Origin of the sequence: Chlorogloeopsis sp. ULAP02 (genome assembly GCF_038404745.2) — a bacterium.
Taxonomy (GTDB): Bacteria; Cyanobacteriota; Cyanobacteriia; order Cyanobacteriales; family Nostocaceae; genus Chlorogloeopsis.
Genome location: NZ_JAYKTT020000088.1, coordinates 266399 through 293179, shown reverse-complemented (window position 1 = coordinate 293179; position 26781 = coordinate 266399). Strand labels below are relative to the sequence as shown.

The 26781-nt window shown below is 42.6% G+C and carries 22 protein-coding genes and 1 pseudogene; 13 read left to right on the top strand and 10 right to left on the bottom strand.

All coding sequences use genetic code 11. The features are described 5' to 3' along the window. Nucleotides 1-160: 160 nt before the first annotated feature. Nucleotides 161-3799, bottom strand: coding sequence for a PAS domain S-box protein (locus U2718_RS33255; RefSeq protein WP_341994168.1), 3639 nt, complete (start codon nt 3797-3799; stop codon nt 161-163). 206 nt (nt 3800-4005) lie between these two features. Between U2718_RS33255 and U2718_RS33250 the strand changes: the two genes are divergently transcribed. The 4 genes and pseudogenes from U2718_RS33250 (at nt 4006) to U2718_RS33235 (ending at nt 7934) form a co-directional block, all read left to right on the top strand. Beyond that, a complete protein-coding gene (locus U2718_RS33250; RefSeq protein ID WP_341994169.1) occupies nt 4006-5169 on the top strand; it encodes a GuaB3 family IMP dehydrogenase-related protein in 1164 nt (387 codons plus the stop codon). 137 nt (nt 5170-5306) lie between these two features. Further along, nucleotides 5307-5450 (top strand): hypothetical protein, encoded by a 144-nt coding sequence (locus U2718_RS33245; protein WP_341994170.1) that lies wholly within the window; start codon nt 5307-5309, stop codon nt 5448-5450. A 206-nt stretch (nt 5451-5656) separates the two neighbouring features. Next, nucleotides 5657-5998 (top strand): annotated as a pseudogene (trxA, locus tag U2718_RS33240) (thioredoxin); the annotation flags it as partial. An 865-nt stretch (nt 5999-6863) separates the two neighbouring features. Next, on the top strand, nt 6864-7934 hold the full coding sequence (locus U2718_RS33235) for an LOG family protein (RefSeq protein WP_341994171.1): 1071 nt from the start codon (nt 6864-6866) through the stop codon (nt 7932-7934). Nucleotides 7935-7975: 41 nt separating this feature from the next. On the opposite strand, the gene U2718_RS33230 is transcribed toward U2718_RS33235, so the two are convergent. From U2718_RS33230 to U2718_RS33215, 4 genes are all read right to left on the bottom strand, one after another. Beyond that, nucleotides 7976-9448, bottom strand: a complete 1473-nt coding sequence (locus U2718_RS33230) for a leucyl aminopeptidase (protein WP_341994172.1) — start codon at nt 9446-9448, stop codon at nt 7976-7978. 510 nt (nt 9449-9958) lie between these two features. Continuing rightward, the gene (locus tag U2718_RS33225; RefSeq protein WP_341994173.1) at nt 9959-11170 is read right to left on the bottom strand and encodes an EcsC family protein; all 1212 of its coding nucleotides are present in this window, start codon (nt 11168-11170) and stop codon (nt 9959-9961) included. A gap of 191 nt (nt 11171-11361) precedes the next feature. Further along, complete coding sequence (locus U2718_RS33220; RefSeq protein ID WP_341994174.1) at nt 11362-12189, bottom strand: alpha/beta hydrolase; 828 nt, start codon at nt 12187-12189, stop codon at nt 11362-11364. Between the two features lie 86 nt (nt 12190-12275). Next, nucleotides 12276-12998, bottom strand: a complete 723-nt coding sequence (locus U2718_RS33215; protein ID WP_341994175.1) for a 1-acyl-sn-glycerol-3-phosphate acyltransferase — start codon at nt 12996-12998, stop codon at nt 12276-12278. Nucleotides 12999-13390: 392 nt separating this feature from the next. Between U2718_RS33215 and metG the strand changes: the two genes are divergently transcribed. The 3 genes from metG (at nt 13391) to lptC (ending at nt 16985) form a co-directional block, all read left to right on the top strand. Continuing rightward, nucleotides 13391-14986, top strand: a complete 1596-nt coding sequence (gene metG / locus U2718_RS33210) for a methionine--tRNA ligase (protein ID WP_341994176.1) — start codon at nt 13391-13393, stop codon at nt 14984-14986. Between the two features lie 152 nt (nt 14987-15138). Further along, nucleotides 15139-15771 carry an NYN domain-containing protein gene (locus U2718_RS33205; protein WP_016874226.1) on the top strand — a complete coding sequence of 211 codons (633 nt, stop codon included), beginning with the start codon at nt 15139-15141 and terminating at the stop codon, nt 15769-15771. Beyond that, a complete protein-coding gene (gene lptC, locus U2718_RS33200) occupies nt 15768-16985 on the top strand; it encodes an LPS export ABC transporter periplasmic protein LptC (protein WP_341994177.1) in 1218 nt (405 codons plus the stop codon). Before U2718_RS33205 ends, lptC begins: the two co-directional genes overlap by 4 nt. 368 nt (nt 16986-17353) lie before the next feature. Here lptC and U2718_RS33195 read toward each other — a convergent pair whose 3' ends face one another. Beyond that, nucleotides 17354-18676, bottom strand: a complete 1323-nt coding sequence (locus tag U2718_RS33195; protein ID WP_341994178.1) for a D-alanyl-D-alanine carboxypeptidase — start codon at nt 18674-18676, stop codon at nt 17354-17356. A 1008-nt stretch (nt 18677-19684) separates the two neighbouring features. Here U2718_RS33195 and plsX point away from each other — a divergent pair. From plsX to fabD, 3 genes are all read left to right on the top strand, one after another. Continuing rightward, the gene (gene plsX, locus U2718_RS33190; protein WP_341994179.1) at nt 19685-20728 is read left to right on the top strand and encodes a phosphate acyltransferase PlsX; all 1044 of its coding nucleotides are present in this window, start codon (nt 19685-19687) and stop codon (nt 20726-20728) included. Between the two features lie 78 nt (nt 20729-20806). Then, entirely contained in the window at nt 20807-21799 is a 993-nt protein-coding gene (locus tag U2718_RS33185; protein WP_341994180.1) for a beta-ketoacyl-ACP synthase 3, read from the top strand. Between the two features lie 140 nt (nt 21800-21939). Continuing rightward, nucleotides 21940-22818: an ACP S-malonyltransferase gene (gene fabD, locus U2718_RS33180; protein ID WP_341994182.1), complete on the top strand. Its 879-nt coding sequence runs from the start codon at nt 21940-21942 to the stop codon at nt 22816-22818. Between the two features lie 116 nt (nt 22819-22934). Here fabD and U2718_RS33175 read toward each other — a convergent pair whose 3' ends face one another. The 3 genes from U2718_RS33175 to U2718_RS33165 form a co-directional block, all read right to left on the bottom strand. Continuing rightward, entirely contained in the window at nt 22935-23405 is a 471-nt protein-coding gene (locus U2718_RS33175; RefSeq protein WP_341994183.1) for a DUF3368 domain-containing protein, read from the bottom strand. After that, complete coding sequence (locus U2718_RS33170) at nt 23402-23668, bottom strand: UPF0175 family protein (RefSeq protein ID WP_341994184.1); 267 nt, start codon at nt 23666-23668, stop codon at nt 23402-23404. The genes U2718_RS33175 and U2718_RS33170 overlap by 4 nt, the downstream gene beginning before the upstream one ends. 181 nt (nt 23669-23849) lie before the next feature. Beyond that, on the bottom strand, nt 23850-24497 hold the full coding sequence (locus tag U2718_RS33165) for a TetR/AcrR family transcriptional regulator (protein ID WP_341994185.1): 648 nt from the start codon (nt 24495-24497) through the stop codon (nt 23850-23852). 117 nt (nt 24498-24614) lie between these two features. On the opposite strand from U2718_RS33165, the gene U2718_RS33160 reads away from it, so the two are divergent. After that, nucleotides 24615-25568 (top strand): Rieske (2Fe-2S) protein, encoded by a 954-nt coding sequence (locus U2718_RS33160; RefSeq protein WP_341994186.1) that lies wholly within the window; start codon nt 24615-24617, stop codon nt 25566-25568. Between the two features lie 8 nt (nt 25569-25576). Here the strand turns inward: U2718_RS33160 and U2718_RS33155 are convergent, their stop codons facing one another. After that, entirely contained in the window at nt 25577-25891 is a 315-nt protein-coding gene (locus U2718_RS33155; protein ID WP_341994187.1) for a hypothetical protein, read from the bottom strand. Here U2718_RS33155 and U2718_RS33150 point away from each other — a divergent pair. Together U2718_RS33150 and U2718_RS33145 are read left to right on the top strand one after the other, a co-directional pair. Further along, nucleotides 25851-26042 carry a hypothetical protein gene (locus U2718_RS33150; protein ID WP_341994612.1) on the top strand — a complete coding sequence of 64 codons (192 nt, stop codon included), beginning with the start codon at nt 25851-25853 and terminating at the stop codon, nt 26040-26042. The genes U2718_RS33155 and U2718_RS33150 overlap by 41 nt on opposite strands. Next, nucleotides 25958-26674 carry an alpha/beta hydrolase gene (locus U2718_RS33145; protein WP_341994188.1) on the top strand — a complete coding sequence of 239 codons (717 nt, stop codon included), beginning with the start codon at nt 25958-25960 and terminating at the stop codon, nt 26672-26674. Before U2718_RS33150 ends, U2718_RS33145 begins: the two co-directional genes overlap by 85 nt. The last annotated feature ends 107 nt before the right edge of the window (nt 26675-26781 follow it).

The window sequence follows — 26781 nt, the reverse complement described above, 5'->3', positions numbered from 1 at the left end:
CAAAGGGTGAATTTCCGTTTAGTCAATAGTCATTGGTGGGGGCGGGTTTTATTTATAATTTTTCACTGACATCGAGAATTTATCTTTTAAACCCGCCCGTACAGTAGTTAGTAGTTCTCCCCATCTCTGCTCCTGGTGCTTTGTTGTCTCCTGTTCCCTCTCATGTACGTTCAATTAACGATGCGATCGCCTCTAGTAATGTATCCGGTTCAACAGGTTTGGGTAGGTGGATCTGAAATCCTGCTGCTATTGCTCGTTTTTGGTCGTATTCTCCAGCATAGGCTGTGAGGGCGATCGCTGGAATTTGCTTTTCTGATTCTTGATTTAATGCCCGAATTTGTTGCAATAACATATACCCATCAGTGTTAGGCATACCAATATCAGTTACTAACACATCTGGCTGAGTGTGAACTAGGGTTGTTATTGCTTCTTGTGCGGATGCAACAACGGTTACTTCAGCTCCTGATTGCTCTAAAACAAAACTGACGTAATCGCGCATATCAACTTCATCATCGACAGCCAAAATTCGTACACCCGATAGTGAAAGAGGGGGAGATGGGGGGATGGGGAGATGGGGAGAGAGATTTTCTCCTTGTCCCCTTGTCTCCCCTTCCCGTTGTCCTCTGTTTTCTTTCAGGAGTGGCAAACATACTATAAACGTTGCTCCTTGTCCTTCTCCTGGACTTTCTGCCCAAACAGTACCGCCATGAGATTCAACTATATGACGCACGATCGCAAGTCCCAACCCTAAACCACCAAATTTACGGGTAGTGCCGCTATCTGCCTGCCGGAAGTAGTCAAATACATAAGGGAGAAATTCTGGGTTGATACCTTTGCCTGTGTCTTTCACCTGAATTTGGGCATAGTTAGCGCTCCGGGATTTGGAAGACGCGGAGATAGGGAGACGCGGTGACGCGGAGAAATTATCAAAAATATTCCCCGTGTCTCCACCTCCCCGTGTCACCTTGTCCTCTTTCCCCGTGTCCTTTTCTATCAAGTTTGACAACCGTACTTCTACTTGCCCACCATTAGAAGTGAATTTAATTGCATTTGAAAGTAGGTTCCAAACTACTTGCTGCAAACGATTGGGATCTCCTGCAACGAAACCAACATCTGGAGCAAATACCTTCTGAATTTGAATGTCTTTGGCTTCTGCTGACAATCGCACCGTTTCTAGAGCTGCTTCTATCGTTGCAGCCAAATTGATAGGAACCACATTTAGACTGAGCTTTCCCCGTAAAATCCGCGAAACATCTAGCAAGTCTTCAATTAATTGGGTTTGTAACTTAGCATTACGTTCGATGGTTTCTAAGGCACGATCAGTAGCGTCTTGGTCGAATTTACGAGAACGTAGCAGTTTTGTCCAACCTAAGATGGGGTTGAGAGGCGATCGCAATTCATGGGAAAGCACTGCTAAAAATTCATCTTTAATGCGGTTAGCTGTTTCTGCCGACTCTCGTGCTGCTTGTTCCAAACGTAGGAGATTTTCGCGTTCTTGTTCAGCTTGCTGTCTTTTAGTTACATCTTGTACTAGTGACAATACTGAAACAACATTACCTAATTCATCAGTTAGTGTTGAGTTATACCACTCGCAATAAACAATGTTGCCTGATTTTGTGTAGTTACGGTTACAGCAAAGAACTTGTGGCTCATTACCACCAAGGATTTGACGCCAGACATTCAGAATTCTTTGTGAATCTTCCTCGTAGACAAATTGCCACTCCCCATATTTTTTATGTAACACTTCTTCTGCTTGCCAGCCAAATATCCTTGCAGCTGCGGCAGACCAACGGGTTATTTGCAGGTTTGTATTCCACTCTATCACTGCTAGAGGTGTATTTTCGACATGGAAGTTCAACCTTTGCAGAGCATCTCTTAAAGCAATTTGTGCTAATTTCCCATCTGTAATGTCTTCTGCTACTCCTACAACACGGTAGATTTCTCCAGACTCGTTTTTAATTGGGAAACCGCGATCGCGAATCCATCGCATTGAACCATCAGAACGGATAATCCGGTATTCTGCGTCGTATTTTCCTTCCGTAATTTGACTGAAGAAGGTAGCTTGTAAGCGCTCTCTGTCTTCGGGGTGGACGGTTTGCATCCACATCGCCGGATTAGTATATAAGCTCTCACAGGAACGTCCCCAAACTTGCTCATAGGCGGGACTAACGTAAAATACCTCACCTGCAAATGGGTTTGACACCCAAAACACATCTTGGATTGTTTCTGCTAACTGACGAAATCGCTCTTCACTTTCTCGCAGTGCTGTTTCGGCTAGCTGGCGCTCGGTGATGTCTTGGAAGATGAGCATCATCGTATTGACTATGCCATTTTCGTTACAAATTGGAGCAGCAGAGATACTCAAGATAATTTGGGAACCATCACGTTTACAGCGATAAGTTTCAACACCAAAAAATGTTTCTCCATTCAGCAATAGCTCTCGTACTAGGCGGAATTCTTCCTGTTTTTCTTCTGGAACAATAGGTAGAATTTGGTTGAGGACTTCTGCTTCAGTCCATCCAAATAAACGTTCAGCTGCTGGATTCCATAGTTGTACTGTACAGTCGGGTTGAATCAAAACTATCGGTAAAGGAGATGCTGCGACTAGAGTTTTTAAGGTTTGGTTCGTTTGTTGTACTTCTGTGTGTACCTGTTTGCGTTTGGTAATGTCGTAGAAAGTGAGGAGTGCTGCAACAATCTCCCCTTGATGATTTCGGAGCGGGCAAGAGTCAGCCAGTATAGTTTTACGTGCGCCATCTGCACATACTAGCTCTATTTCCTCATTAGTTACGACTTCTCCTGTAGAGAGCGATCGCACCAAGGGCTTTTCCTCGTTCTGATATGCTCGTCCATTTGGGTGAAGTAAGTAATGCTGAAAGTGATTGTATTCCTCAAAACCCTCGACTAGAGGCAAGTCATAACCTAAAATTTGCTGCACTTGCTCATTCTTCAACAATAAACGACCGGAAGGAGCCTCTGCCACTAACAACCCTGCTGGCATTTGCTGTAATACTCCCTCCAGTAACCTTTGCTTAGACTCCACTTCTTCAAGAAGACGAATTCTCTCTTGCTCTATTTGCTTGTGATTTTGAATATCAGTAAACGAGCCAAACCAATTTGTAACTTCACCTTGACAATTTCTTTGAGGCACCGCTCTTGTAATGTGCCAGCGATACTTTCCATCGAAGCTTTGCAAACGATACTGCCCTTCTATCCTACTTTCAGTAGCGAGTCCTGTCTTCCAAGCTCTCTGTGCCGGTGCTAAGTCATCCGGGTGAATGGCACGTTGCCATTCCCAGCCTAAAGATGAATTAGGTGTGAGTCCAGTGTAGTCGTACCATTGTTGATTGAAATAATCTATATATCCATCTGAGCGAGCGTTCCACACCAATTGCGGTACATTTTCTGCCAATACTCTGTAGCGTTCTTCGCTTTCTTGAAGTGCTTGCAAATTGTTTAACGCCCGTTGTTGGGCAGTTTTGAGTTGTGAGTCGAGCGAACTAATTAGCAGTGTGACTAATAAAAATATGCCCAGAGGTACTAAGCAAGTAGAACTGATACTGAAACTATATAACGGCGTGATGAAGAAATAGCTGACAGCCAGGGTGGATAAAATTGTAGCTGCTATCCCGGCTTTTATCCCTCCGTATCTGGTACTTATGACTACAGCCAAATAAAAAAGAGAAAGATTCGCAGGTGCTAGGAATGGTTGCAGTCGCAATGTCAGTACCAATGCTAAAGCAACGGATAGCACAGAAGTGCCGTAGTGCAGCAGGTAAGTTCGTGTTGCATTAGACATGGATGATGATTGGTTAGCGATCGCTAACAAGCACATACATTAATTTTGACAAAACTAGGCAAATTTGATTTTCAAATACATATTTTTTATCTGCCCTTCTAATTTGAAAACAAGGCTTTCGTGGTCAACAACGAACTCACATAACTGCTGCAAATATCTCCACAATTTGATACCCTAGCTTAAACAGATTTGGGAACATTGTCAGAGTGGAAATTCAAATTGGGCGGGGCAAAGCAGCTCGCAGAGCTTACGGAATAGACGAAATTGCCTTAGTACCTGGCAGAGGTACACTCGATCCGAGTTTGGCAGATACAAACTGGCGTATTGGCAATATTGAGCGAGAAATCCCAATTATTGCTAGTGCAATGGATGGTGTAGTAGATGTTCGCATGGCTGTGCTTTTGTCGCAGTTAGGAGCACTAGGCGTGCTGAACTTAGAGGGAATTCAAACTCGTTATGCTAATCCAGAGCCAATTTTAGATCGGATTGCGGCAGTGGGCAAAGATGAATTTGTACCGCTAATGCAAGAACTTTATGCCGAACCGATCAAACCAGAACTAATCGAACAACGAATTAAAGAAATTAAAGCACAAGGTGGCATTGCTGCGGTTAGTGCGACTCCAGCAGGAGCAAGTAAGTATGGTTCAGTGGTTGCAAAAGCTGGGGCAGATTTATTTTTTGTTCAAGCTACAGTTGTTTCGACGGCACACTTATCACCAGAATCGATTATACCACTAGACTTAGCACAGTTTTGTCGAGAAATGCCCATGCCTGTGGTACTGGGTAACTGCGTAACTTACGAAGTAACTCTTAACTTAATGAAAGCAGGCGCAGCCGCTGTACTGATTGGCATTGGCCCTGGTGCAGCCTGTACTTCTAGGGGAGTCTTGGGTGTAGGTATACCGCAAGCAACCGCGATCGCTGACTGTGCTGCTGCACGCGATGAATACTATCAACAAACTGGCAATTATGTCCCAGTCATTGCTGATGGTGGTTTAATTACTGGCGGTGACATCTGTAAATGTATTGCCTGTGGTGCTGATGGAGTGATGATTGGTTCTCCCTTTGCAAGATCTGCCGAAGCACCCGGACGGGGTTTCCATTGGGGTATGGCTACTCCTAGCCCAGTCTTGCCGCGTGGAACACGGATTCGCGTAGGTACTACTGGTACTTTAGAACAAATTTTAGTCGGCCCTGCCCAACTTGATGATGGTACTCATAATCTTTTGGGAGCTTTGAAAACGAGCATGGGTACATTAGGAGCAAAAAATCTTAAAGAAATGCAACAAGTAGAAGTTGTGATTGCTCCATCTTTATTGACTGAAGGGAAAGTGTATCAAAAAGCTCAACAATTAGGCATGGGTAAATAGAGGGAATAGGGACTAGGGGAGCCGGCGCCGTGCGGAGGCTCCGCTCCGTTAAGGCGACTGGCGTGCTAGGGGCTAGGAATAGGAGGGGGAGAGTAGGCAAGTAGGAGCTTCAGGTACAAAGAAGCAGAGGGGTAAGAATGTGTTCACGATTCTCCTTGTCTGGTGTTTCCCCTTGTCCTATTTCTTTGCGTCCCCGCGTCTTTTTGTCCCCGCGTCCTCTTCCCAATCCCCAATCGCTCAACAAAATTTCCCAGACTCTCAAACAATTACTGGAAAATTAGCATATGTCGCCTACAATAGAAATAGCGGAGACGCATGTTTCCGTTCACTCCTCACACCACACTCCGCCCGGACTGCGGTTCGGGCGCTTCCTTATGTTTATTAATAAAAACTAAATCTATATATATGCAAATGTATGTGCTTCATTTCCAAGCAGTGCTTTTTGCTATGGTAGAATTTCAGCAAACTCAAAAAATATCATAGGCAAAGGTTTGTAGCCATGTCAGCAGCCGCACAAGTTACCGACTCTACTTTTAAGCAGGAAGTATTGGAAAGCGCAGTTCCTGTTTTAGTTGACTTTTGGGCTCCCTGGTGCGGTCCCTGCCGGATGGTGGCCCCTGTTGTAGATGAAATAGCAGCTCAGTATGAGGGTCAACTCAAGGTAGTTAAAGTCAACACTGATGAGAACCCTAATGTTGCCAGCCAATATGGTATCCGCAGCATTCCTACATTGATGATTTTTAAAGGTGGGCAAAAAGTTGATATGGTAGTAGGTGCTGTGCCAAAAACTACTCTAGCTAATACTTTAGAAAAATATCTTGAGTCTTAAGCATCTGGAATTTTTTTTGGAGTATTTTGTTGACTCTGCAAGTCAGCCCAATAATTATCAGCAATCCATTCAGGTGTAAGCATTGCACTTGATTGCATTGTCTGATTAATTAGATGTGCTATTCTTCATCTTGAAGTGACTTTTGTAGTGTATTTAACTACCAAGACATCATAGTAAAAAACTTTCTTAAGGAAAGTAATCTGTGATTCATTTGTCTATCTTTTTGTGAACCCACCTAATTGAAGTAAAAATAATCTCATCTATTTTGCTCCAATTTATTCTTTCTGTATTTAACACAAAAAATGCAGCACCTTAGTTTTTGTAACCAAAGGTGCCTTTTTGTCTGTAAGAATAAGTAGAGACGTGAAATTATCTTGTGGATACGCCGCAGGCGTACCCGTCTCTACATCGTCTGCATTTGTATCATAATTTTTGTGAAATGTTATAAAATCATAGATCCCTGACTTCTACAAGAAGTCGGGGGTCTGGCAAGGTTATAGTTTAAAATTGAATTCTCAGTGAAATAACTTCCTCTCCTCAGTATCTATATGATGGTATCAAAGGTCATTGGCACTGTAGCTTATTAAACCACAGATGCTATTACATCTAGTACGGTTGTGATTAATTGCGTCTGTACGAAAGTGATAGGTGAAAAATCTATGGGTGCCTTATAGTATGTCTGTAAGAAAACGACTATTGGGATCAAAATCTTTTCGTCCTTAGAGGAACGAAATAGCAGTGCTAGTACAGAGTCAATAAACTCTGTATAGTTAACTATGGGCTATGGACTTTTAACGACCCGTCGTGGTTGCAAATTTGATCGCAAATTTAGGTAAAATATAATGCCACTTTGGCTACAGTTCTCATGACCTCATCTGCGTCGTTCGACACATTAGAGTCTATCCAAGCTGATATTGCTGAATTAATTGAGCGCTTGCCGACGTTAAAACATCGGCAATACATCCGGCAAGCACTATTAACTATAGTGCGTCTAGCTGATAGTGAACTTGATCGCCTCGACTGGAAGATATTATCTGCGTCTTTAGCAGATATGGAGCGGGGTTTCGAGCTTTTTCATAATTACCGACACGTTCGCAAAGTCACTATTTTTGGCTCGGCTCGCCTATCACCAGAAACTCCAGAATACCAAATGGCAGTTGACTTTGCTCGCTATGTTTCTCAGTTGGGATTCATGGTTATGACTGGTGGCGGTGGTGGAATTATGCAGGCGGGGCATGAAGGTGCCGGGCGAGAAAATTCCTTTGGTTTAAATATTCAACTACCTTTTGAGCAGCAAGCAAATCCAATTATCGAGGGCGATCCCAAACTAATTCACTTTAAATATTTTTTTACACGCAAATTATTTCTGTTAAAAGAAAGTGATGCTGTTGCTCTGTTTCCTGGTGGTTTTGGCACTCAAGATGAAGCTTTTGAGTGTATGACTTTAAGCCAAACGGGTAAATTTGGCCCTGTACCAGTAGTTTTAATAGATCATCCTGGTGGTGATTACTGGAGGTCTTGGAGCGAGTATATTGATAAACAATTAGTACAAAAAGGTTTGGTCAGCCCGGAAGATCCAAGCTTGTATACAGTGACAGATGATTTGGTTATAGCCTGTAATGCTATTACCCGCTTTTACCAGGTTTATCACTCCAGTCGCTATGTAGGCGATCGCTTGGTGATCCGCCTGAATACAGATTTATCAGATGCTGAAGTCGAAAAACTAAACGCTGATTTTGGTGACATTCTTGTTCAAGGAAGGATTGAAAAAAGCCATGCTTTACCCCAAGAAGGGCAAGATGAAGCTTTTGACTTACCCCGTCTAGTCCTGTATTTCAATCAACGTGACTTAGGACGGTTATATCAGATGATTGCAGAAATTAATAACATGGGCAAGCCTTCACCTGAAGAAAGAGGACATCCAGAAAGGAAGTAAATTGAGCTAATTTAGGTGGGCAATACTCGCCCACCTTAGTCCTAACTCAACACCCAATTCACCAAAGTACGTACGCCGAAGCCAGTAGCCCCAGAACCGTTATAGCCGTTTTCCTTGTCTGCCCAAACAGTACCAGCGATATCTAAATGCGCCCAAGGAGTCTCTTTAACAAACTGTTTGAGGAAAAGAGCAGCAGTAATAGAACCACCAGCACGTGGCCCGGTATTTTTCATATCAGCGATACTAGACTTTAAGCCCTCAAAATATTTTTCTTCCATTGGCATTCGCCAAATTTTTTCGCCTGATGTCTCCGCAGCCGTTTCTAATTCCTTAGCTAAAGCATCATCGGGAGTGAACAATCCGGCAATGTCATCACCCAAAGCAATGACACAAGCACCAGTTAGGGTAGCCAAATCAACGATCGCATCTACTCCCAACTTTTCAGCAAATACTAAGGCATCAGCCAGAGTCAAACGTCCTTCAGCATCGGTGTTGTTAACTTCAATTGTTTTACCGTTAGATGCTTTGAGAATATCACCTGGATGCATAGCATGACCGCTAATCATATTCTCTGTGACTGCGGAAATAAAGTGAACCTCCGCATCTGGCTTAATTTGGGCAATAGCTTTGGCTGCACCTAAAGTAGCCGCACCACCACCCATATCCATTTTCATGGTTTCGATGCCGCTACCTGCACCTTTAATGTTGAGTCCACCAGAGTCAAAAGTTAAACCTTTACCGATAATTGCTAGCTTGCGTTTTGGTGTCCCTTCAGGCTTGTAGGTGAGGTGAATGAATTTTGGGGGCAAATCAGAAGCTTTTGCTACTCCTAAAAAAGCACCCATGCCCAACTTTTCGCATTCTTCCTGTTCCAAGATTTCTACTTGCAAACCGTGTTCTGAGGCGATCGCCATTGCAACTTCTGCCATCGTAATTGGCGTTACCTCGTTAGCAGGGGCTGCTACTAGTTGTCTTGCCAAAATTACCCCAGAAGCTATTTGATTGGCGCGGGTAATTGCTGCTTCTTGTCCACCTAATCCCAGTAAATCTACGGTTTCAACTTGTACTCCTTTATCTTCTGGCTCGGACTTAAAGCGGTTATCTTGATACAGTGCTAGCTGTATACCTTCAGCTAGTGCTTGGGCAGTTTGTGCCGGATTGTTATTCCAAACTGGCAAACTCATCCCTAGAGTTTTGCACTTTTGCTTTTTGGCTAATCGAGCAACAGCAGCAGCAGCACGCCGCAAAGTATCAAGTTTTAGCACTTCCGGTTTGCCTAAACCAACGATTATCACTTTGCGAACTGGGCTAGGGCTACCCACCCGTGTAACCACCGTGCTATTGACTTTGCCTTTAAATTCCTCTTCGGCAATAAGTTCTTGGAGAACACCAGCAAGCTTTTCATCCAAAGCTGCCAGCTCGCCAGTTAATTCTACAGCATCTTCAAATAATCCTATAGCTAATCCATCTCCTGCCCACTCTAAAGCAGGGGTGTTACTCAATCGAATTTCCATTTTTAGCGTTCAATGTAAAAGTTCTGGTACCAGTATTGCGTAAAATTTGGGTTTTATGCTTTGGGGAAAAGAGGAGGGGGGGAGGGGCTGACACGGGGACGCGGGGACAAAGAGAAAACAAACCACCAACCACTATATGGGCGGGTTTAGAAGAGAAATTGTCGGTTTTAACCCAAAGGTAATCAATAAAACCCGCACGGCAGTCGCTACAACGGAGCGGAGCCGGAGACGCGCTGCCTCCCCTACTAACTACTAACTACTGTACGGGCGGGTTTAGAAGATAAATTTTCGATTTGAAAGGCAAGATTATCAGCAAAACCCGCCCCTACTAACTCCACTAACTACTCTACGGGCGGGTTTAGAAGATAAATTGTTGGTTTTAACCGTTCATATACTCAAAAAACCCGCCCCTACTAACTACTGTACGGGCGGGTTTAAAAGATAAATTCTCGATGTCAGTGAAAAATTGTAAATAAAACCCGCCCCTACCAATGACTAATGACTTATTAACTATTGATTATTAACTATTGACTTAATTGATTTCAAGTCGATATCAAACTTGTTAGCGATCGCATCAATCACTTTTTGTTCTGGGGGTGAAATTTCACCTTCAAGTTTAGCTATTCGGCAACACTGAGCTAAAAGTGGTACCGCAAAGTCTCGGTTGAGTTGATTAACAAGATGATCTAAAGGCTGTGGAGATTTGATGTTTTGCTTAATGGCATCCAAAGATTCAGGGCTGAGGTTCAAAGCTTCCAACTCTGGCAAAATTGTTTCCCAATTCTTGTCTGGATAGCTAGCAAGGAGCATATGCACCAAGATTTGATCCATGATTTTTTGCTGGGCGATCGCGGTTTCTAGATAGCGATCGCTTTGTTGCTTCAATTCTGTAATTGTTTCTTCAGAATCCAAAGACTTGGATTCATCTAATTTGGCTTCATAAAATCGACAAGCTGCGTATCCTAAAGAATATACCAGCGTGGAATTTGAGCTAGCACCAATTACCGCGCCAGCAAAAGGTACATTTCGTAGCAAGCCTAATCCAGCCGCTCTTAAAAGACGTCCACCACCCAAAGCTATACCAAAAATTGCTAATACCTCACCTCTTCGGGCTGGATCTTTTAAATCTAAGCCATAGGCGGCTGCAATCTGATATATCATTTCTGATTGCAATTGTGTAGTGGCTGCCAAGTCAATAGCTAACAATGCTGCGGCAAATCCTGGCAAAAGACTACTAGCAAAACCAATTCCACCTGCTTTTGCAGCTTTTTCCACCATAATGCGGTGAGCTATTTGGTTGGGTGATTCATTTGGATGTTCTTGCTGCAACTTTTTCACTGCTGCTGCGGCTTTTTCTAAATCAACATTATCACTTGCACCAACCAGCCAATTCAGGTTTAACACGCCAGCTACCCTGCGAATTAGCCAATTTTGCCCTAGATAATCTGTAACTTGTCCGGCTGTATGAGTTGCTTGCTCAATTAACTTATGGGTTTGTTTTGCTGCCGCTTCTCCTACACCAGCTGCTGTTTCTGCAACTGCTTTGCTTGCTTCTATTGCACTGCTACCAGCTGCTGCACCTACACCTACTGCTGTTCCTGCTACGCAGCCTAATGTTTCGGCAAAGGAATCAAACAAAGATGGCTTGTCTTCTTTTTGATCAGCAGGGGGTGTATTGTCTAGTTTTTTATTCTCTTTTTCTTTTTGGGGCTTATTTGCCATTGCTTGGCACCTTCTAAAGTCTTTACTATTTTGTTTGTAACGAAATTGCAAGCTGCTTGACTTCCCCCTGTAAGGATAAGTCGTTAGTTAAAGCAATACAGTTAACCCCACTCCCAAAATAGAATGGTGTGATCGAGCTAATTTAGTGCATAAATATAAAGGTATAAAGTGTATTAAAAATTTCTTTTGTTTTAGCTTTTAACCTCTAACTTTTTGACTAATTCTGCACCACTTGCTAAAAAATTATGGGCTTTCATGATCTCGTATAAATTAATATCTGTTTCTAATAAACAAGCGTGTCCACTTTCTGGCAAAAGTACCAATTTAGAGTCAGGTAAAATATTAACTAATCGTTCTGCTTCAGCAAGAGAAGGCAAAAGTCGATCTAAGACACTAGCAACTAGCAAAACAGGTTGAGTAAGACGACGTAGCTCCTCTTCATCAACATGAAATTCTTTAATTAAAGACAATCGCCAACAAACCGTTTCTACTGGTATGGAACGTATCGTTCTTAGCATTTCATGGCGATCGCTTCTAGAAATACGTGACAAAGCTGCTAAAAATGGCAAAAACCCTATTGCACCAAAGTCAAAAAAACATGATGGCACAAAGCTAGTGAATTGGGATGCCCATTCATATAAAGGGCGAAGATGAAAGCTAGAAGCAGGGTTGACAAGGATAATTCGCTGAAATAAATGCGGTGCTGCTACAGCTACTTTCTGAGCTAAACAACCCCCAAACGACTCACCACATAGATAGACTAAGCGCTGAGAACTTTTTTCGAGTTCGGCGTGGATTAAGTCTAATACATTATTTGTCAATACTTCCCAGCTTGTTAGATCCTCGCGGGGAATTGCCAAACAGCGGACATCAAAACCAGCTTCTAATCCTACTGTTTGCGTTCGCAACAGTTGACCGGTTCCATCCATCCCAGGTAAATATACAAACAGGGGGTATTCCGGCTGTAAGCGCCTGGGAGTAAGAAAACATGGCTTTAGTTCTACTTTTGGAATAGACATTGGTTATTAGTCATTGGTCATTTGTCATTAGTTATCAGTCATTTGTCAATATTTAGTTATTCATGCAGGACAACAGACAAATGACTTTAATAACATCCTTGATGTAGCAAACTGGTGATTTCGCCATAACAATGTTTTGTCAGTTCAGCCACAACAGTTTTTGCTTGTTTTCCTTGATATTGTTGTTGATGTTGGGGTCTAATCCAATAAGGACGACCGATTAGCACTGCAACACGATTGTAGATGACCAAAGGGTGCCAACCTGGTTGATTAAATAGAGGTTCTGAAGGATCGAAAAAGCTCAATAGGCTTAGGGGTACAGCGGATGTGTTAACTTCTTCTAAAGAGGCGATCGCAACTGGCAAAATAGCTAAATCCTGCACTGCTGCTCGTAATGCCAAATGGGCAAATCCTCGCTGGAACTCTCCCACCTGCTGTGGTTGGGTAAATTTTACCATTGGTTCCGCTCCTTCTGGAAACACACCCACTACTTGCTTTAGTTGTAGCAGTTGTTGTGCTTGCTTAAAAAAGCTTTGCTGACGCTTTTGATCTGCTTCTAAGGGAAAGCAACCTAAACCTGTGACGATTTCCCGCATGATCGGCACTTGACTCATGTAGTGATGACAAGCAAAGCGAATTGGGCTGGATAACGCCGCCATTAAAATCGGTGCATCCATAAAGCTACGATGATTACTTACTACTAACACGCTGGCGTCTTGGGGAATTCGATCCTCATAGTAGCGAAACATTTTGGTCGATAGAGCTGCCAACAACCAGCGAGAAAGATCTAAGGAGTTGTTTACACTCATATTTGTTCAATATAAATTTTACGCAAATACTAGGTGTTATTCTGCATATGATCGTTACATTTCTTTACCATACCTGGAACTGCCTTAAGGTAGAAATGTCTTTATCTGCAAATATAGAAAATTCTTTGTGAAATAAATATATGTATTAATAGTGTAACAATTAATCAAACCAATATTTTTTCAGGAATTAATAGTTGAAAGTCTCTGTCTTTTTGGCAGAATTTTTTGTTAATTTCTACCAAATTAAAAATTAATTCCGCTCCAAATAAATTTGCTAATATTATGGTGTAACTTGAAAATATAGTATTTATGTTGTATAATTACGTGGTTTTGCCTAAATAAGTTCAGATAGAAAATTGTTTTAATTTATTTAAGTTATTTTTTGATTTTGCATGAATATAGTGGATAAAACAAAAAAAACATTTGCACTCACAACACCGTTATATTACGTAAACGATTTGCCCCATATAGGTAGCGCGTACACAACAATAGCAGCAGACGTAGTGGCACGCTTTCAAAGGCTTATGGGGCGTCCAGTGCTGCTGGTGACGGGTACAGATGAACATGGGCAAAAAATTCAACGAACAGCTGAAAGTAAAGGATTACCACCAAAAAAGTTTTGTGATCAAATGTCTACGGGATTTGTATCCCTGTGGCAGTTGCTAGATATAAAATATGATCGCTTTATTCGCACTACCGATCATCGGCACGAAGCACTTGTCAAAGAGTTTTTCCAGCGAGTTTGGTCTAAAGATGATATCTATCTGGGACAACAAAAAGGTTGGTATTGTGTATCGTGTGAAGAATTTAAAGAAGAACGAGAATTACTAGAAGGACACCGTTGTCCAATTCACCCGAACAAAGAAGCAGAGTGGCGAGATGAGCAGAACTACTTCTTTCGCCTATCCAAATACCAAGCCCAGCTCGAAGCACTCTACCAATCTCAACCAAATTTTATCCAGCCAGAAACTCGTCGCAACGAAGTTCTGAATTTTGTCAAACAGGGCTTACAAGATTTTTCGATTTCACGGGTAAATGTAGAGTGGGGTTTTCCAGTACCAGCAGATCCTAATCATACTCTTTATGTCTGGTTTGATGCCCTCTTAGGATATGTAACGGCATTGCTGGAACCAAACGAAGAAGCAACTTTAGAAAATGCCTTAGCAAAATGGTGGCCGATCAACTTACATCTAATTGGTAAGGATATCTTACGCTTTCATGCAGTTTATTGGCCTGCCATGCTGATGTCAGCTGACTTGCCTCTGCCAGAACGAGTATTTGGACACGGCTTTTTAACTAAAGATGGCCAGAAAATGGGTAAAAGCCTGGGCAATACCCTTGATCCTGTGGCATTAACCATAAACTATGGTGCAGATGCTGTTCGTTATTACTTCCTTAAGGAAATCGAATTTGGCAAAGATGGCGATTTTAATGAAGTTAGATTCATAAATGTTCTGAATGCAGATTTGGCAAACGACTTAGGTAATTTGCTCAATCGCACTTTAAATATGGTTAAAAAATACTGTGCTGGCAATCTACCATTAATTACAAGTGAAGATATCCCTGTCGATAATCCTTTGAAAGCGATCAGTTTACATCTGGGGGAACAGGTAAAAACTGCTTATGAAGCGCTAGCGTTTAACCAAGCCTGCGACGCTATTCTGAAGCTAGTACAAGCCAGCAACAAGTTTATTGATGAACAGGCTCCTTGGTCATTATATAAACAAGGACAGCAAAAGGCAACAGAAATAGTATTGTATGGGGTTTTGGAATCAGTAAGGTTAGCAGCCTATCTCTTGTCTCCAGTTATTCCAAATATTAGTAGTGATATTTATCAGCAACTGGGTTTTGAAATTGACTTTAACGAGCAATCACAAACTGCCATTGTTGCCCCGTTTGAAATTCATGGTATGTGGGGAGTACTAAGTGGCAAACAAAAATTGGGCGATCCCCGTCCTGTTTTTAAACGCATAGAAACACTCAAATAACAATTAGCTAGTTCTTTCCATTTCTAAATTCTTTGTACTTTGCCAGGGCTGATTTAATTAGCCCTGAAAAATGTTCATAAGCAACTCTAAACTTTTATGAAAATCTAAAAAGTATCAATTATTACGTCGATAAAAAATGAGGTATGACAACAATGTTGAATAATCTGGAAAACGACTCGATATTTACGCCAGAGCAAGTTTTGGAAAATCGAGGTCGTGTTGCTATATTTATTGATGGCTCAAATTTATTTTATGCAGCGCTACAATTAGGAATTGAAATAGATTACACCAAGCTATTGTGTCGATTAACGGGCGGTTCTAGACTTTTGCGTGCTTTCTTCTACACAGGTGTAGACAGAACTAACGAGAAGCAACAGGGTTTTCTGTTGTGGATGCGTCGCAACGGTTATCGAGTAATAGCGAAAGATTTAGTGCAATTGCCAGACGGATCGAAAAAAGCAAATCTTGATGTAGAAATTGCGGTTGATATGATGGCTTTGGTAGATTCTTATGATACCGCAGTATTAGTCAGTGGTGATGGCGATTTGGCATATGCAGTAAATTCCGTTAGCTATCGGGGAGTGCGGGTAGAGGTAGTAAGTTTACGCTCAATGACAAGCGACAGCTTAATCAATGTGAGCGATCGCTATATAGATTTAGAAGCCGTCAAAGAAGATATTCAGAAAACTCCACGTCAAAGTTATCCCTATCGGCCTTTAACTAGCATGGATTTTTTGGAGCATCCTAGAGAAACAGCTGATGGACATTTGGAAATTCCAGAATGAAAGAGTACAACAAAAGACACGGGGAAATAAGGACGCGGGGACGCGGAGAAAATTCCTCTTACCGCGTCCATTATCACCTCTTGCCTTTTACCTTACTTCTACTCCTTGGGCTAGCTGGCTGTGGGAGTAATACTAAAACACTCACAAAATCGCCTGTTGAAACTCCCCAAGACAAAGACACAGATAGCAAGTTAACTTTCTTTGCTGTCACATTAGAACAGGCAGATGATGTTGGGCGGCCGATTTGGAAAGTCAGGGCAAAACAGGCGAAGTATACAAAAGAAAAACAAATTGGTCAAGCAGAAAGTCCATATGGTGAACTATATCAAGATGGCAAAATAGTTTATCAAGTGCAGGCACAACAAGCAGATATTGAACAGGATGGAAAACAATTATTTCTTAAGGGAAATATAGTTGCTACAGATCCTCGCAATGGAACGGTGTTGCGTGGCAATGAACTAGAATGGCGTCCTCAAGAAGACTTATTGATAGTCCGCAACCAAATGTATGGCACCCATAAGCAACTACAAGCAGTAGCACAAGAAGCACGAGTGAAAACTCGAACTCAACGTGTTGATTTTTTGGGCAAAGTAGTTGCAAACTCAATGGAACCACCATTACAAATTCGTACAGAACATTTAGTTTGGCAAATTAAAGAAGAAAAATTAATTGCTGATCGCCCTGTACAAATTGACCATTATAAAAATAATAAAATTACTGATCGAGGTCGAGGGGATACCGCCGAAGTTAACTTGAAAACTAAAATTGCTACTATTACTAAAAATGCTCAAATAGAATTACTTGAACCGCCGATGCAAATTGCCAGTAATTCTATGTATTGGAATTTAAACACAGAAACTGTTACTACCAATGATCCTGTACGCATATTTCATCGTGCCGAAAATGTGACAGTAACTGCAAATCAAGGTGAATTAAAAATACCCCAAAAAATCGCCTATTTAACAGGTAATGTCAATGGTATTGGGGAACGCCGCCAGTCACTCAAATCTAAAACACTAACTTGGTATCTGGATAACAAATTAGTAGAAGCTCAAGGTGATGTGGTTTATAGACAAGTAGACCCACCAATGACATTTACAGGTGAAAAAGCTATTGGTAATATCCAAAAGGAAAATATAGTTGTTAGTGGTGGTAATTCTGGCAACCGAGTAGTAACAGAAATTATTCCAAAGGAAAAATTTAAGAGTCAATAGTCATTGGTAGGGGCGGGTTTTATTTATAATTTTTCACTGACATCGAGAATTTATCTTTTAAACCCGCCCGTACTCATTAATTATTCCCCTGATCTCCGTGTCCCCGTGTCCTCTTCATTCCCCTTGTCCTAAATTTCCTACCAACGGATACGCCGTACCTACCCTACTCTGCGGGAACCCTCTCCGAGCGAACGGGAACAGCTACCCTGCAAGAAGGGCTACTCTGCGAGAAGACGCTACCTACGCTCTTGCGCGTTCGCCGTCAGGCGTTGCCTTAGCTAGCGACTTCTGAAAGTAGCTGCTCCGCATCTACCGCGTCTATGCGTCTACCGCTTCTAATGCCCTCTGCCTTTTACTTAATAGAATAATTAACTTTTATATAGAACTTCATTACGTTCATTAGTACCAAATTTAGGCAAAACTTCGACGGGTGAGTGGGGAGCGATCGCTTTAGGAATAGCAGATGGAGCTTGTAGTTGTTTGATCAGATTTTGCAAAAGTTTGTCCTGTTCAGCCCGAAAATTTAGTACATATGGACCACGGTTAATAATGGTAAACCAAACCAAACCGCGATCGCGTGTAGGTATAACTCCGGCTAAAGCACTAACATCGTTGAGAGTACCAGTTTTCATGACAGTGCCTGCTGGCATATGTCGGGCATACAGCGTTCCACGGCGATCAAAGCCAGACATGGGAAATAAGTCTGCTAAATTCAGCCCATGAGTAAGTGCTTCTTGTTGGAGAGCCATTAACATCGCACAAGCTGCTCTGGGAGAAATACGATTTTCAACTCCCAAGCCTGAACCGTTAATTAATTGAATTTCTGATTCTGGTACCCTTGCAAGCCTAGCAGCAGTTGATTGCACAACAGTATGTCCTCCCACTGACTCTGCTAGCATCTGTGCCATTTCGTTGTTGCTGAAAACGTTCATTTCCTTGATTAATTGGTGCAAAGGCAAGGAGCGACGACGTACCAGCAAAGTTTGTTGTGGTATGGTTTGTGCCTCGAATTTGATAGTGCCAGCAATTTTAACCTCAGGCTTGGGTGTGCCTTTGGGCATGAGGGAATATTGTAAGGTAATAGCACGAGACCAAGTATTATGATTCAGTGCTTGCTTGAGTGCTTGTCCTGCTAGTAGTGGGTGCCGCTGGAAATTCATGGCAAAATTACCACTAATGATCAAATTGCCCTTGATCTGCTTGATGCCCATTTTATTCAAGGTATTGCCAAGGGCGATCGCTTCTTCCCAAACAAACAAAGGATCACCACCACCAGTAATTATTAAATCTCCTTGCAGCACTCCTTTTTGCACAGAGCCAGTAGTACCAACTACAGTCTCAAATTGATGTTGTGCTCCCCAAGCTTTCAAAGCAACTAGAGAAGTTGCAATCTTAGTTAATGAGGCAGCAGGTAGAGGAGTTGTACCTTGATGATTAGCCATCAGTATAGGCCCTGACTGTAACCAAATTCCTTGACTCTGGGTTAAATTTGCTGACATGATTTTCGATGCCATTAACCCCTTGAAATATTCCTGCACGGTAGTTACTCCAGCTGGACTTGGATCGGGAGCAAGAATCAGGCTAGGACTACTTTGCCAAGTTAATACATCTAGAGGATCTAGAGGCTTAACCTGGACTCCAGCCATCTCTAGCCACATTGACATCAAACCTGAACCAATTAATTCCAGCATTGATCGCTCCTCATGTATGCGAATACGCCACTTCCTTCTGGGTACTCAATGCTACCTTGCATTGGGTAATCAATCATAACTGTCGATTTTTACATATGAAAGTAAGGTTAGTAACAAAGTTTTGGTAGGGTATACAACGTTCTCCCATTGCATTGTTATAAGAGTTGTAATCACAGAGTGCTTAATAGTATTACACTTGATGCGCAATCATGAAATCCCAGATTGGCAGTTTCTTGTTTTTAAGCTTCAATATTAATCATTTCACTCAGAATTTAACAAATAAGTAATATAGGTATATAGTCGTTTTACTAAGATAAATAAGTATGATTTGAAGCTGATCAAATTAGGGTAAATCAGTATAAATATTTTCAATCCCCGAAAATTTTACTTCTTTTCATGAAACTTTTATTACAGTCACTTTACCCATACATACTTTCCAAGAAACTCTAATCTAGGACTGATGACAAGTAGGTTTACTGAGATTGTGGTAATAAATTTAAGCAGTTTTGAGCGAATTTTAGCAATTAAAAAAATAATGTGCTTGTTGTTTGGTATATTAAAATGCAAATATATTAGTAAAAAATTTTCATTTCCATGTGTTGACGTAAATTAGGGAAGTTTTTATCCTATAACTTCCAAAATTCAGGCACAATTCAGGTTATTTTTCTGATTTTAAAGAACATTTCATCTTTGCTGATTGCTTGGCAACGAATGGCAAAACTTTGATGTTCAGTCCTCAAAGACTAACCAGATACGTAGTTTCATCAGTCAGTTAAGGGAGGAATTCGTGTTATGTTGGGCTTGTCAGAATCTATAGCTGAAAGGGCAAAAGATGAAATAAGCAGCAAAACCTCGGAGTTATCCGTGGCTTGGTTTTTTCATCCCAGACTGGGAAGACACCCAGATTAATTGTTTGAATATTGATGGATGCAATTTAGCAGCTATCAAATTGCTACTTTCGGCAGAGGCATCTGGTAAAATTTGTAAGGTTTCTAGAAGCTCTGAGCAATGGGATCGACTTGCGCACGGATCGCAATTGATGCAATGGGAGGGGATAATGCACCCGGTGAAATCGTGGTTGGCGCACTGCGAGCACGAGAAGAACTGGGTGTAGAGGTATTGTTGGTAGGTGATCCCCAAAGAATCGAAGCAGCCCTACCAGCAAAAATCAGTGTGGGTCAAGTTCAGATCGTACCTGCTGAGGATGCGATCGCAATGAACGAAGAAGCCCTGAGCAGCATCAGACGCAAACCCAAAGCCTCTATTAATGTGGCAATGGATTTAGTCAAGCAAGGACAGGCAGACGCCGTAATTTCTGCCGGTCACTCTGGTGCAGCGATGGCAGCAGCATTACTTCGCTTAGGACGATTACCAGGAATTGACCGTCCGGCAATTGGTGCAGTATTTCCCACCATAGTAGCCAGCAAACAAGTTCTCATACTTGATGTCGGTGCAAATGTGGACTGTCGCCCGAAATTTTTAGAGCAGTTTGCCGTCATGGGGTCGATTTACAGTCAATATGTTTTGGGTGTGTCTGAACCAAAAGTAGGTTTGTTGAATATCGGTGAGGAAGACTGTAAAGGCAATGATGCAGCTGTTCGTGCTCATCAATTACTACGTGAAAATGCCCAGATTGCTTTTATTGGCAATGCAGAAGGAAGGGATGTGCTTTCCGGTCAGTTTGACGTGATTGTCTGTGACGGCTTTGTGGGCAATGTACTGTTAAAATTTGCTGAAGCGGTCGGAGAAGTGATGCTGCAAATCATGAGGGAAGAATTGCCCCAAGGATTGCGTGGTCAACTCGGAACGTCAATTTTAAAACCCAACCTCAAGCGGATCAAACAGCGGGTAGATCATGCAGAACATGGAGGAGCTTTACTTTTAGGCGTAGACGGCATTTGCATAATTAGTCATGGTAGCTCCCAAGCACCTTCTATTTTTAATGCGATTCGTTTAGCAAAAGAAGCGGTCAATAACCAAGTGCTACAAAGAATTCAATCTCAATATCAAAGCTCAACAAACTCCGGGCGCCTGTTGCCCGAAACTAATTAATTTTAGTCATTAGCCAAAAACAAAAGACAGATGATAAAAGACTAATGGCAAAAAGCTGATCGCTTGGGAGAAGCCGGAGTGCAACAAATAGGAATAGCAATTACAGGAAGTGGCTCGGCAGTACCAGCTACTTTCCTGGATAACCAGGGGTTAACTGAACTGGTTGAAACATCAGACGAGTGGATAACAACAAGGACAGGAATTCGTCAAAGGCATTTAGCAAAAGCTGGTGATTCTCTTGCAGAACTTGCTGTGATCGCGAGCCATCAAGCGCTCACAATGGCTGGAATTACACCGCAAGATATAGATTTGATTTTGCTGGCAACTTCTACGCCTGATGATTTATTTGGTAGTGCCTGTCAAATTCAAGCCAAATTAGGAGCAAATAGAGCAGTGGCATTTGATTTGACAGCTGCCTGCTCTGGTTTTGTGTTTGGATTAGTTACAGCTGCCCAATTTATTAGAACCGGAGTTTATCATAACGTACTACTTGTCGGGGCAGATATCCTCTCTCGTTGGGTAGATTGGCAAGACCGACGTACCTGCGTCTTATTTGGAGACGCAGCTGGGGCAGTTGTACTACAAGCAAACCCACGCGATCGCTTACTTGGATTTGAACTCAAAAGTGATGGCACTCAAAACAATTGTCTCAACCTAGCTTATAAAGCTAATTCTACAGAACTGCTCTCTGGTGTTTGTGTGGGTCAAGGTAGCTTTTTGCCGATCACGATGAATGGCAAAGAAGTTTACCGATTTGCCGTCCAAAAAGTACCAGAAGTGATTGATAAAGCTTTATTTCGCGCTAACCTCTGTGTAGAGCAAGTAGACTGGTTGCTATTACATCAAGCAAATCAACGCATTCTCGATGCAGTTGCCCAGCGCCTAAAGATTCCGGAAGATAAAGTTATCAGTAATCTTGCCTATTATGGCAACACTTCCGCTGCCTCTATTCCCCTTGCCCTAGATGAAGCAGTACGGCAAGGCAAAATCAAATCTAACAACATAATAGCTGCATCAGGTTTTGGTGCTGGACTGACGTGGGGCGCGGCAATTTTTCAATGGGGTAGATAGTAGTTGATTGTTTAACTATCCACTAACCACTGTATGAGCGGGTTTTGTTGATTATCTTTCGATTGAAAACGACAATTTGTCTTCTAAACCCGCCCCTACCAACCGCCGACTAATGACACTTGAGAGTTGATGATTGACGAATGACTAAAACCGCATGGTTGTTTCCCGGACAAGGTTCCCAAGCACTGGGAATGGGATCAGATTTACTAGAATTACCATTGGCAAAGGAAAAATTTGCCCAAGCTGAAGAAATTTTAGGCTGGTCTGTAATCGAAATCAGTAACAATGATGCCGAAAAACTATCACATACCCTCTACACTCAGCCCTGTCTTTATGTAGTAGAAAGCATTCTCGCTGATATTCTACTCAAAAAAGAACAGCCGGATTTGGTTGCCGGTCACAGTTTGGGAGAATACATTGCTCTTTATGTTGCTGGTGTATTTAATTGGACTGCGGGGCTGCACTTGGTAAAGCGCCGTGCCGAACTCATGGAGAATGCTGCTGGTGGAATGATGGCAGCATTAATGAATTTTGACCGCGAAAAATTAGAAAAAGCGATCGCCGAAACTCCTGATGCGACGATCGCTAATGATAACAGTCCAGCCCAAGTTGTGATTTCTGGTACACCAGCAGCAGTGGAAAACGTAATGTCGCAAGTGAAGGCAAAGCGTGCAGTTCCTTTAAAAGTTTCTGGTGCGTTTCATTCGCCTTTAATGGCACAAGCCTCGGCTGAATTCAATGATATTTTAGCTTCAGTAGAATTTGATACAGCTAAGGTGCCAGTTTTATCGAATGTAGAACCAACCCCATCCACAGATGCAGATGTTTTAAAACAGCGTTTGATCCAACAAATGACTGGAGGAGTGCGCTGGCGAGAAATTTCACTAGCCCTACCAGAAAATGGCATTGAGCGAGTAGTGGAAATTGGCCCCGGTAATGTGTTAACCGGTTTGATTAAGCGTACTTGCTCTGGCTTAATTTTGGAAAATATCCGTAGTGCTGCGGAGTTACCTGTTTAATAGTTAACTTCTGCTATCTGTGGAATTAGAGATGCGATCGCTTTCTACCCTTGCTAGTTGTGGTTTTGGGGTGGGGCTATCACGTAATTGCAATAATTTATTTTTTACAAGTCAAGCTAATCTTCTGCCAGCAGTCGTTCTAGCAGGCTGGGCGCAACCCAAAAGCCAGCCTCTCGCAACTGTTCAAAAGTTGTCTCTAAATTCAGTAAGTCAACTCTAGCAGCGTCTTTCAAAATGCCTAGAAGTCCGATAATCGTTAAGCCACGTTCCACAGCAATTCGTCTTGCTGCTTTGTCGTCCAAGATCACCAAATCAGCACTTAGTTGTTCTGCCAATAAAATTGCCTCTCGTTCACCTGGATCAAGTCTTCCTAGTTCTACATTCTCTGGGTTTTCAAGCGGTTGAACTTGAAGCCAGTCGGGAGACTGAGCCATCCACCTTTTCACAACAGGCGGTGATTCAGGCGCAATCAGTTCATCGGCAACAGTTTGAGGAATGATAACAACGCCGTACAGAATTTTTAGTACATCAATACGATTAATTAGCAACAAGTAGCAAATTGGAGATGTGTCAGAGACAACAATCATTGTGCTCTGAACTTCTTGAGAGTTTGAAGATCCTGCTCTAATTCAGCTTCGTCGTAGTTTAGGTAAACGCCCATCCGCTTCAAAAAGGCGTGAGTTTCAAGGCGAGACGGCAACTGGAGTATTTGATGCACCTCAGCAGTATTAACCTTGCCACAACGATAAGCATCAGCAATAATCAGTTCTAAGAGGCGGCGAGACAGGCTCCCCGAAGTTTGGTCTAACCGTTGGGCAATTTCATCAGGGATTTCAACTGTGATTTGCATACTAAAATTTAGCTATTGGCGTAAACTTAGCTCTATAGTATGCGATCGCTTTCTAACCTTGCTAGTTGTGGTTTTGGTGTGGAGCGATCATGCTATTAATGATTTCACAACTTGCCATATCATTTATTGATGAGCCAGTACAATAAGGATTTGGGCAGCTTTATGCCGTCTGTGAGTAGCATTACGCTTTCACTCCAGCCAAAATCAAATTAATTGCTTCCTGAGTTTGCTGCTCAATCATTTCTGAACTGAGAAGTTGCCGAGTCGGATCGAGGTACTTCAAATTTTCGTGGGCATTAAAGTAAAACGTGCAAATGCCTAAAATGTTGATGGTTGTCAAAAATGGATCGAGCGATCGGAACAGACCTTCAGCTATTCCACGTTCTAAGAGAGTTGCCATACTCCAGAAACTTTTCTGCCAACCGCTCATCTGACCGTATTGCCCCTGATTTTGGATAGCTTCATAAAACCATAGCATTCCGCGATGTGGATAAGTGGCTCCGTAAGCAATGCCACTGCGAATGTATGCTTTTAGGGCTTCTTCTACAGGTAAATAGTCTGAATCAAGCTTTTGAAATGCTGCATCCAACTCGGTGCCGATCCGTTGCATTACTGCTTGATAAAGTCCTTCCTTGCTTTCAAAGTAATAATAAATCATCGCCTTTACAACACCCGTTCGAGCAGCGATCGCATCGATCCGCGTTCCAGCCAAGCCATAGCGGGCAAATTCCTGTTCAGCGGCATCTAGAATTTGTGTCTGAGTTGCCTCGGCATCTCGAACTTGACGAGGCTTTTTTGCTTTTCGCCTGAAATACTCTGAAGAACTCACGCTTGTCCTCTAATACTTGTAGCATCAATACTAACTGAAAATTTGGTTAGTTGTTGACAAACCGTTTAGCACAGCACATACTAACTGAATATATAGTTAACTGTTGAGGCTGAACTTATGAATCCGATTTTACCGGGTGCGCCTTGGTTAATTGCTCATCGTTCTATGCTAGGAATAAATCGTCCCTACAAGGTGACATTAAATGGGCAAGACTACGTTCTATGGCAAAATGATCGGGGTGAAATTTTCGCGTTGAACAATGTTTGCCCTCATATGCAAGCGCCACTATCAGATGGGTGGATTTGCCAGAAAAGAGGAACTATTACCTGTCCATTTCATGCTCTAGAGTTTGACGGTGAGGGGAGATTATATCAAGAGAGTAAACAACAGACGCAGCCAATCGCGCAGCCACTCAAGCTCATAGTGAAGAGAGATTGTATTTGGAGCTATGGGGATTGCGAATCTCGCATGGCCATTCCTGAAATTGTTGAGCAAATCGCATCGGAATATGATTTTGTCGGGATTGCTGGAGAAAAAACAATCCAGGGAGACTTCCTAAGCACCTGGTTAATCAATTCTGATTTCAATCATCAAAATGGCACCCATCGGGAGCTATTTCAGATTGTTCAAAACCAAATGACAGAATTTGCTCAAAATGGCTTTTGGTATAAAGTAAAACAGGAAAGCATAAGAGCCGATAACTCACTTGGAGAACTTTTGCTTAATCCAGTTTTGTTGACTATCCCAAAAGTTCTTAAGAGTACCGTTGAATACTTTTTCCCTTCCGTTTTAGTGCTTTATGCCGAAACAGGTGTTGGCCCCTTTGCTCAAGTGGTTGTGCAATACCCGCAGCAACAAAATCAAACCAAAATCTATGAATTGATCTTCGCCAAGCTAAAACCTACTTGGGTAAAGCTTCTTTTACGTCAATCTATGCTAAAAGCCATTGATGTGATTGTCGAGCAGGATACGACCGCGATTGAAACTCGCTATCCTCGCCAACCTGGCAAGTTAAAACTTCCCGGTGAAGAAGTCATGAGCTATGCTGAGAAACTTTATCATGAATGGTAGCCGTTTTCTCAGCCAATGACTTTTTTGTATACGCTCTGCACAAGAAGTTCTTGAAGTTGCCTTACGCTTGCTGGATGAATGCGATCGCGCTGAAACTGAATGGGTGGAGGATGTAACAGAGAAAATAGATGCGGCAATTGCTCAATCAAAGCATACACCACCTGTTGACGGTGAAACTTTTGTAAACCAAATTTTAAAACGGTGAACAGCAACGTTGGGCAGCAACGCTCCGTCTGCGATAATACAGCCATACGGGAATATAAAAGAAAGAGTTCACAGCCGATGAACCATAAAGATGCGACACCTCTACGGTTTGCTGACACGCAACTCACGACAGGTGTACGGCTCCATTATGCAGAGCAAGGTAGCTCTGCTGGCATCCGATTATCTTGCTCCACGGCTACACAGATTCGTGGTTTTCATACAGCCGCGTACTGCCATCCCTCTCTTCGGTCTACCACACCTATGCCCTAGACCAGCGGGGTCATGGTGACTCTGAGCGGCCTTCAAGTGGGTATGACATACCAGACTTTGCTGCCGACATGGTTGCGTTTATGGATGTGATGAGACTGACGCAAACAACACTAGTCGGGCATTCAATGGGAAGCCTCGTGGCACAACAGGTGGCTCTCAGTGCGCCGGAGCGTGTGGCGCGGCTTATTCTCGTCGGCTCGGCAACCAATATGCGTTCCAAAGATGTCTTCCAGCTACAGCAAGCAGTTAACGCGCTTGACGACCCGGTACCCCCGGAGTTTGCACGGGAATTCCAATTGAGTACCATTTATCACTCAGTACCTGACAACTTCCTAGACAGGGCGGTCGCACAGACCCTGAAGCTACCAGCACGCGTGTGGCGTGCCGCTTTGGCAGGACAGCTTGCCGTAGACTACACAGCCCAAATCAATTGCATCCAGATGCCGACACTGGTTCTGCGGGGCGATCACGATACGATATTCTCACAGAGCGCACAGGATGCTCTAGTGGTTGGTCTAGCGAATGCAGTCTTGAAGGTTTATCCAGAAACTGGTCACGCGCTCCACTGGGAGCGTCCAGACGAGTTCGTTCATGACATAGAAGCCTTCATCATCCGTACGAAGTCGCCGTAGAGCACATTTTATTTTTGTGCTGATGCTGCTGTGCATAAGAGCTTTTGCTTACGAACCCGCTACCCAACAATCTCAAGTTCCTGGCTGGTTTTCTCCGGGACGATTGG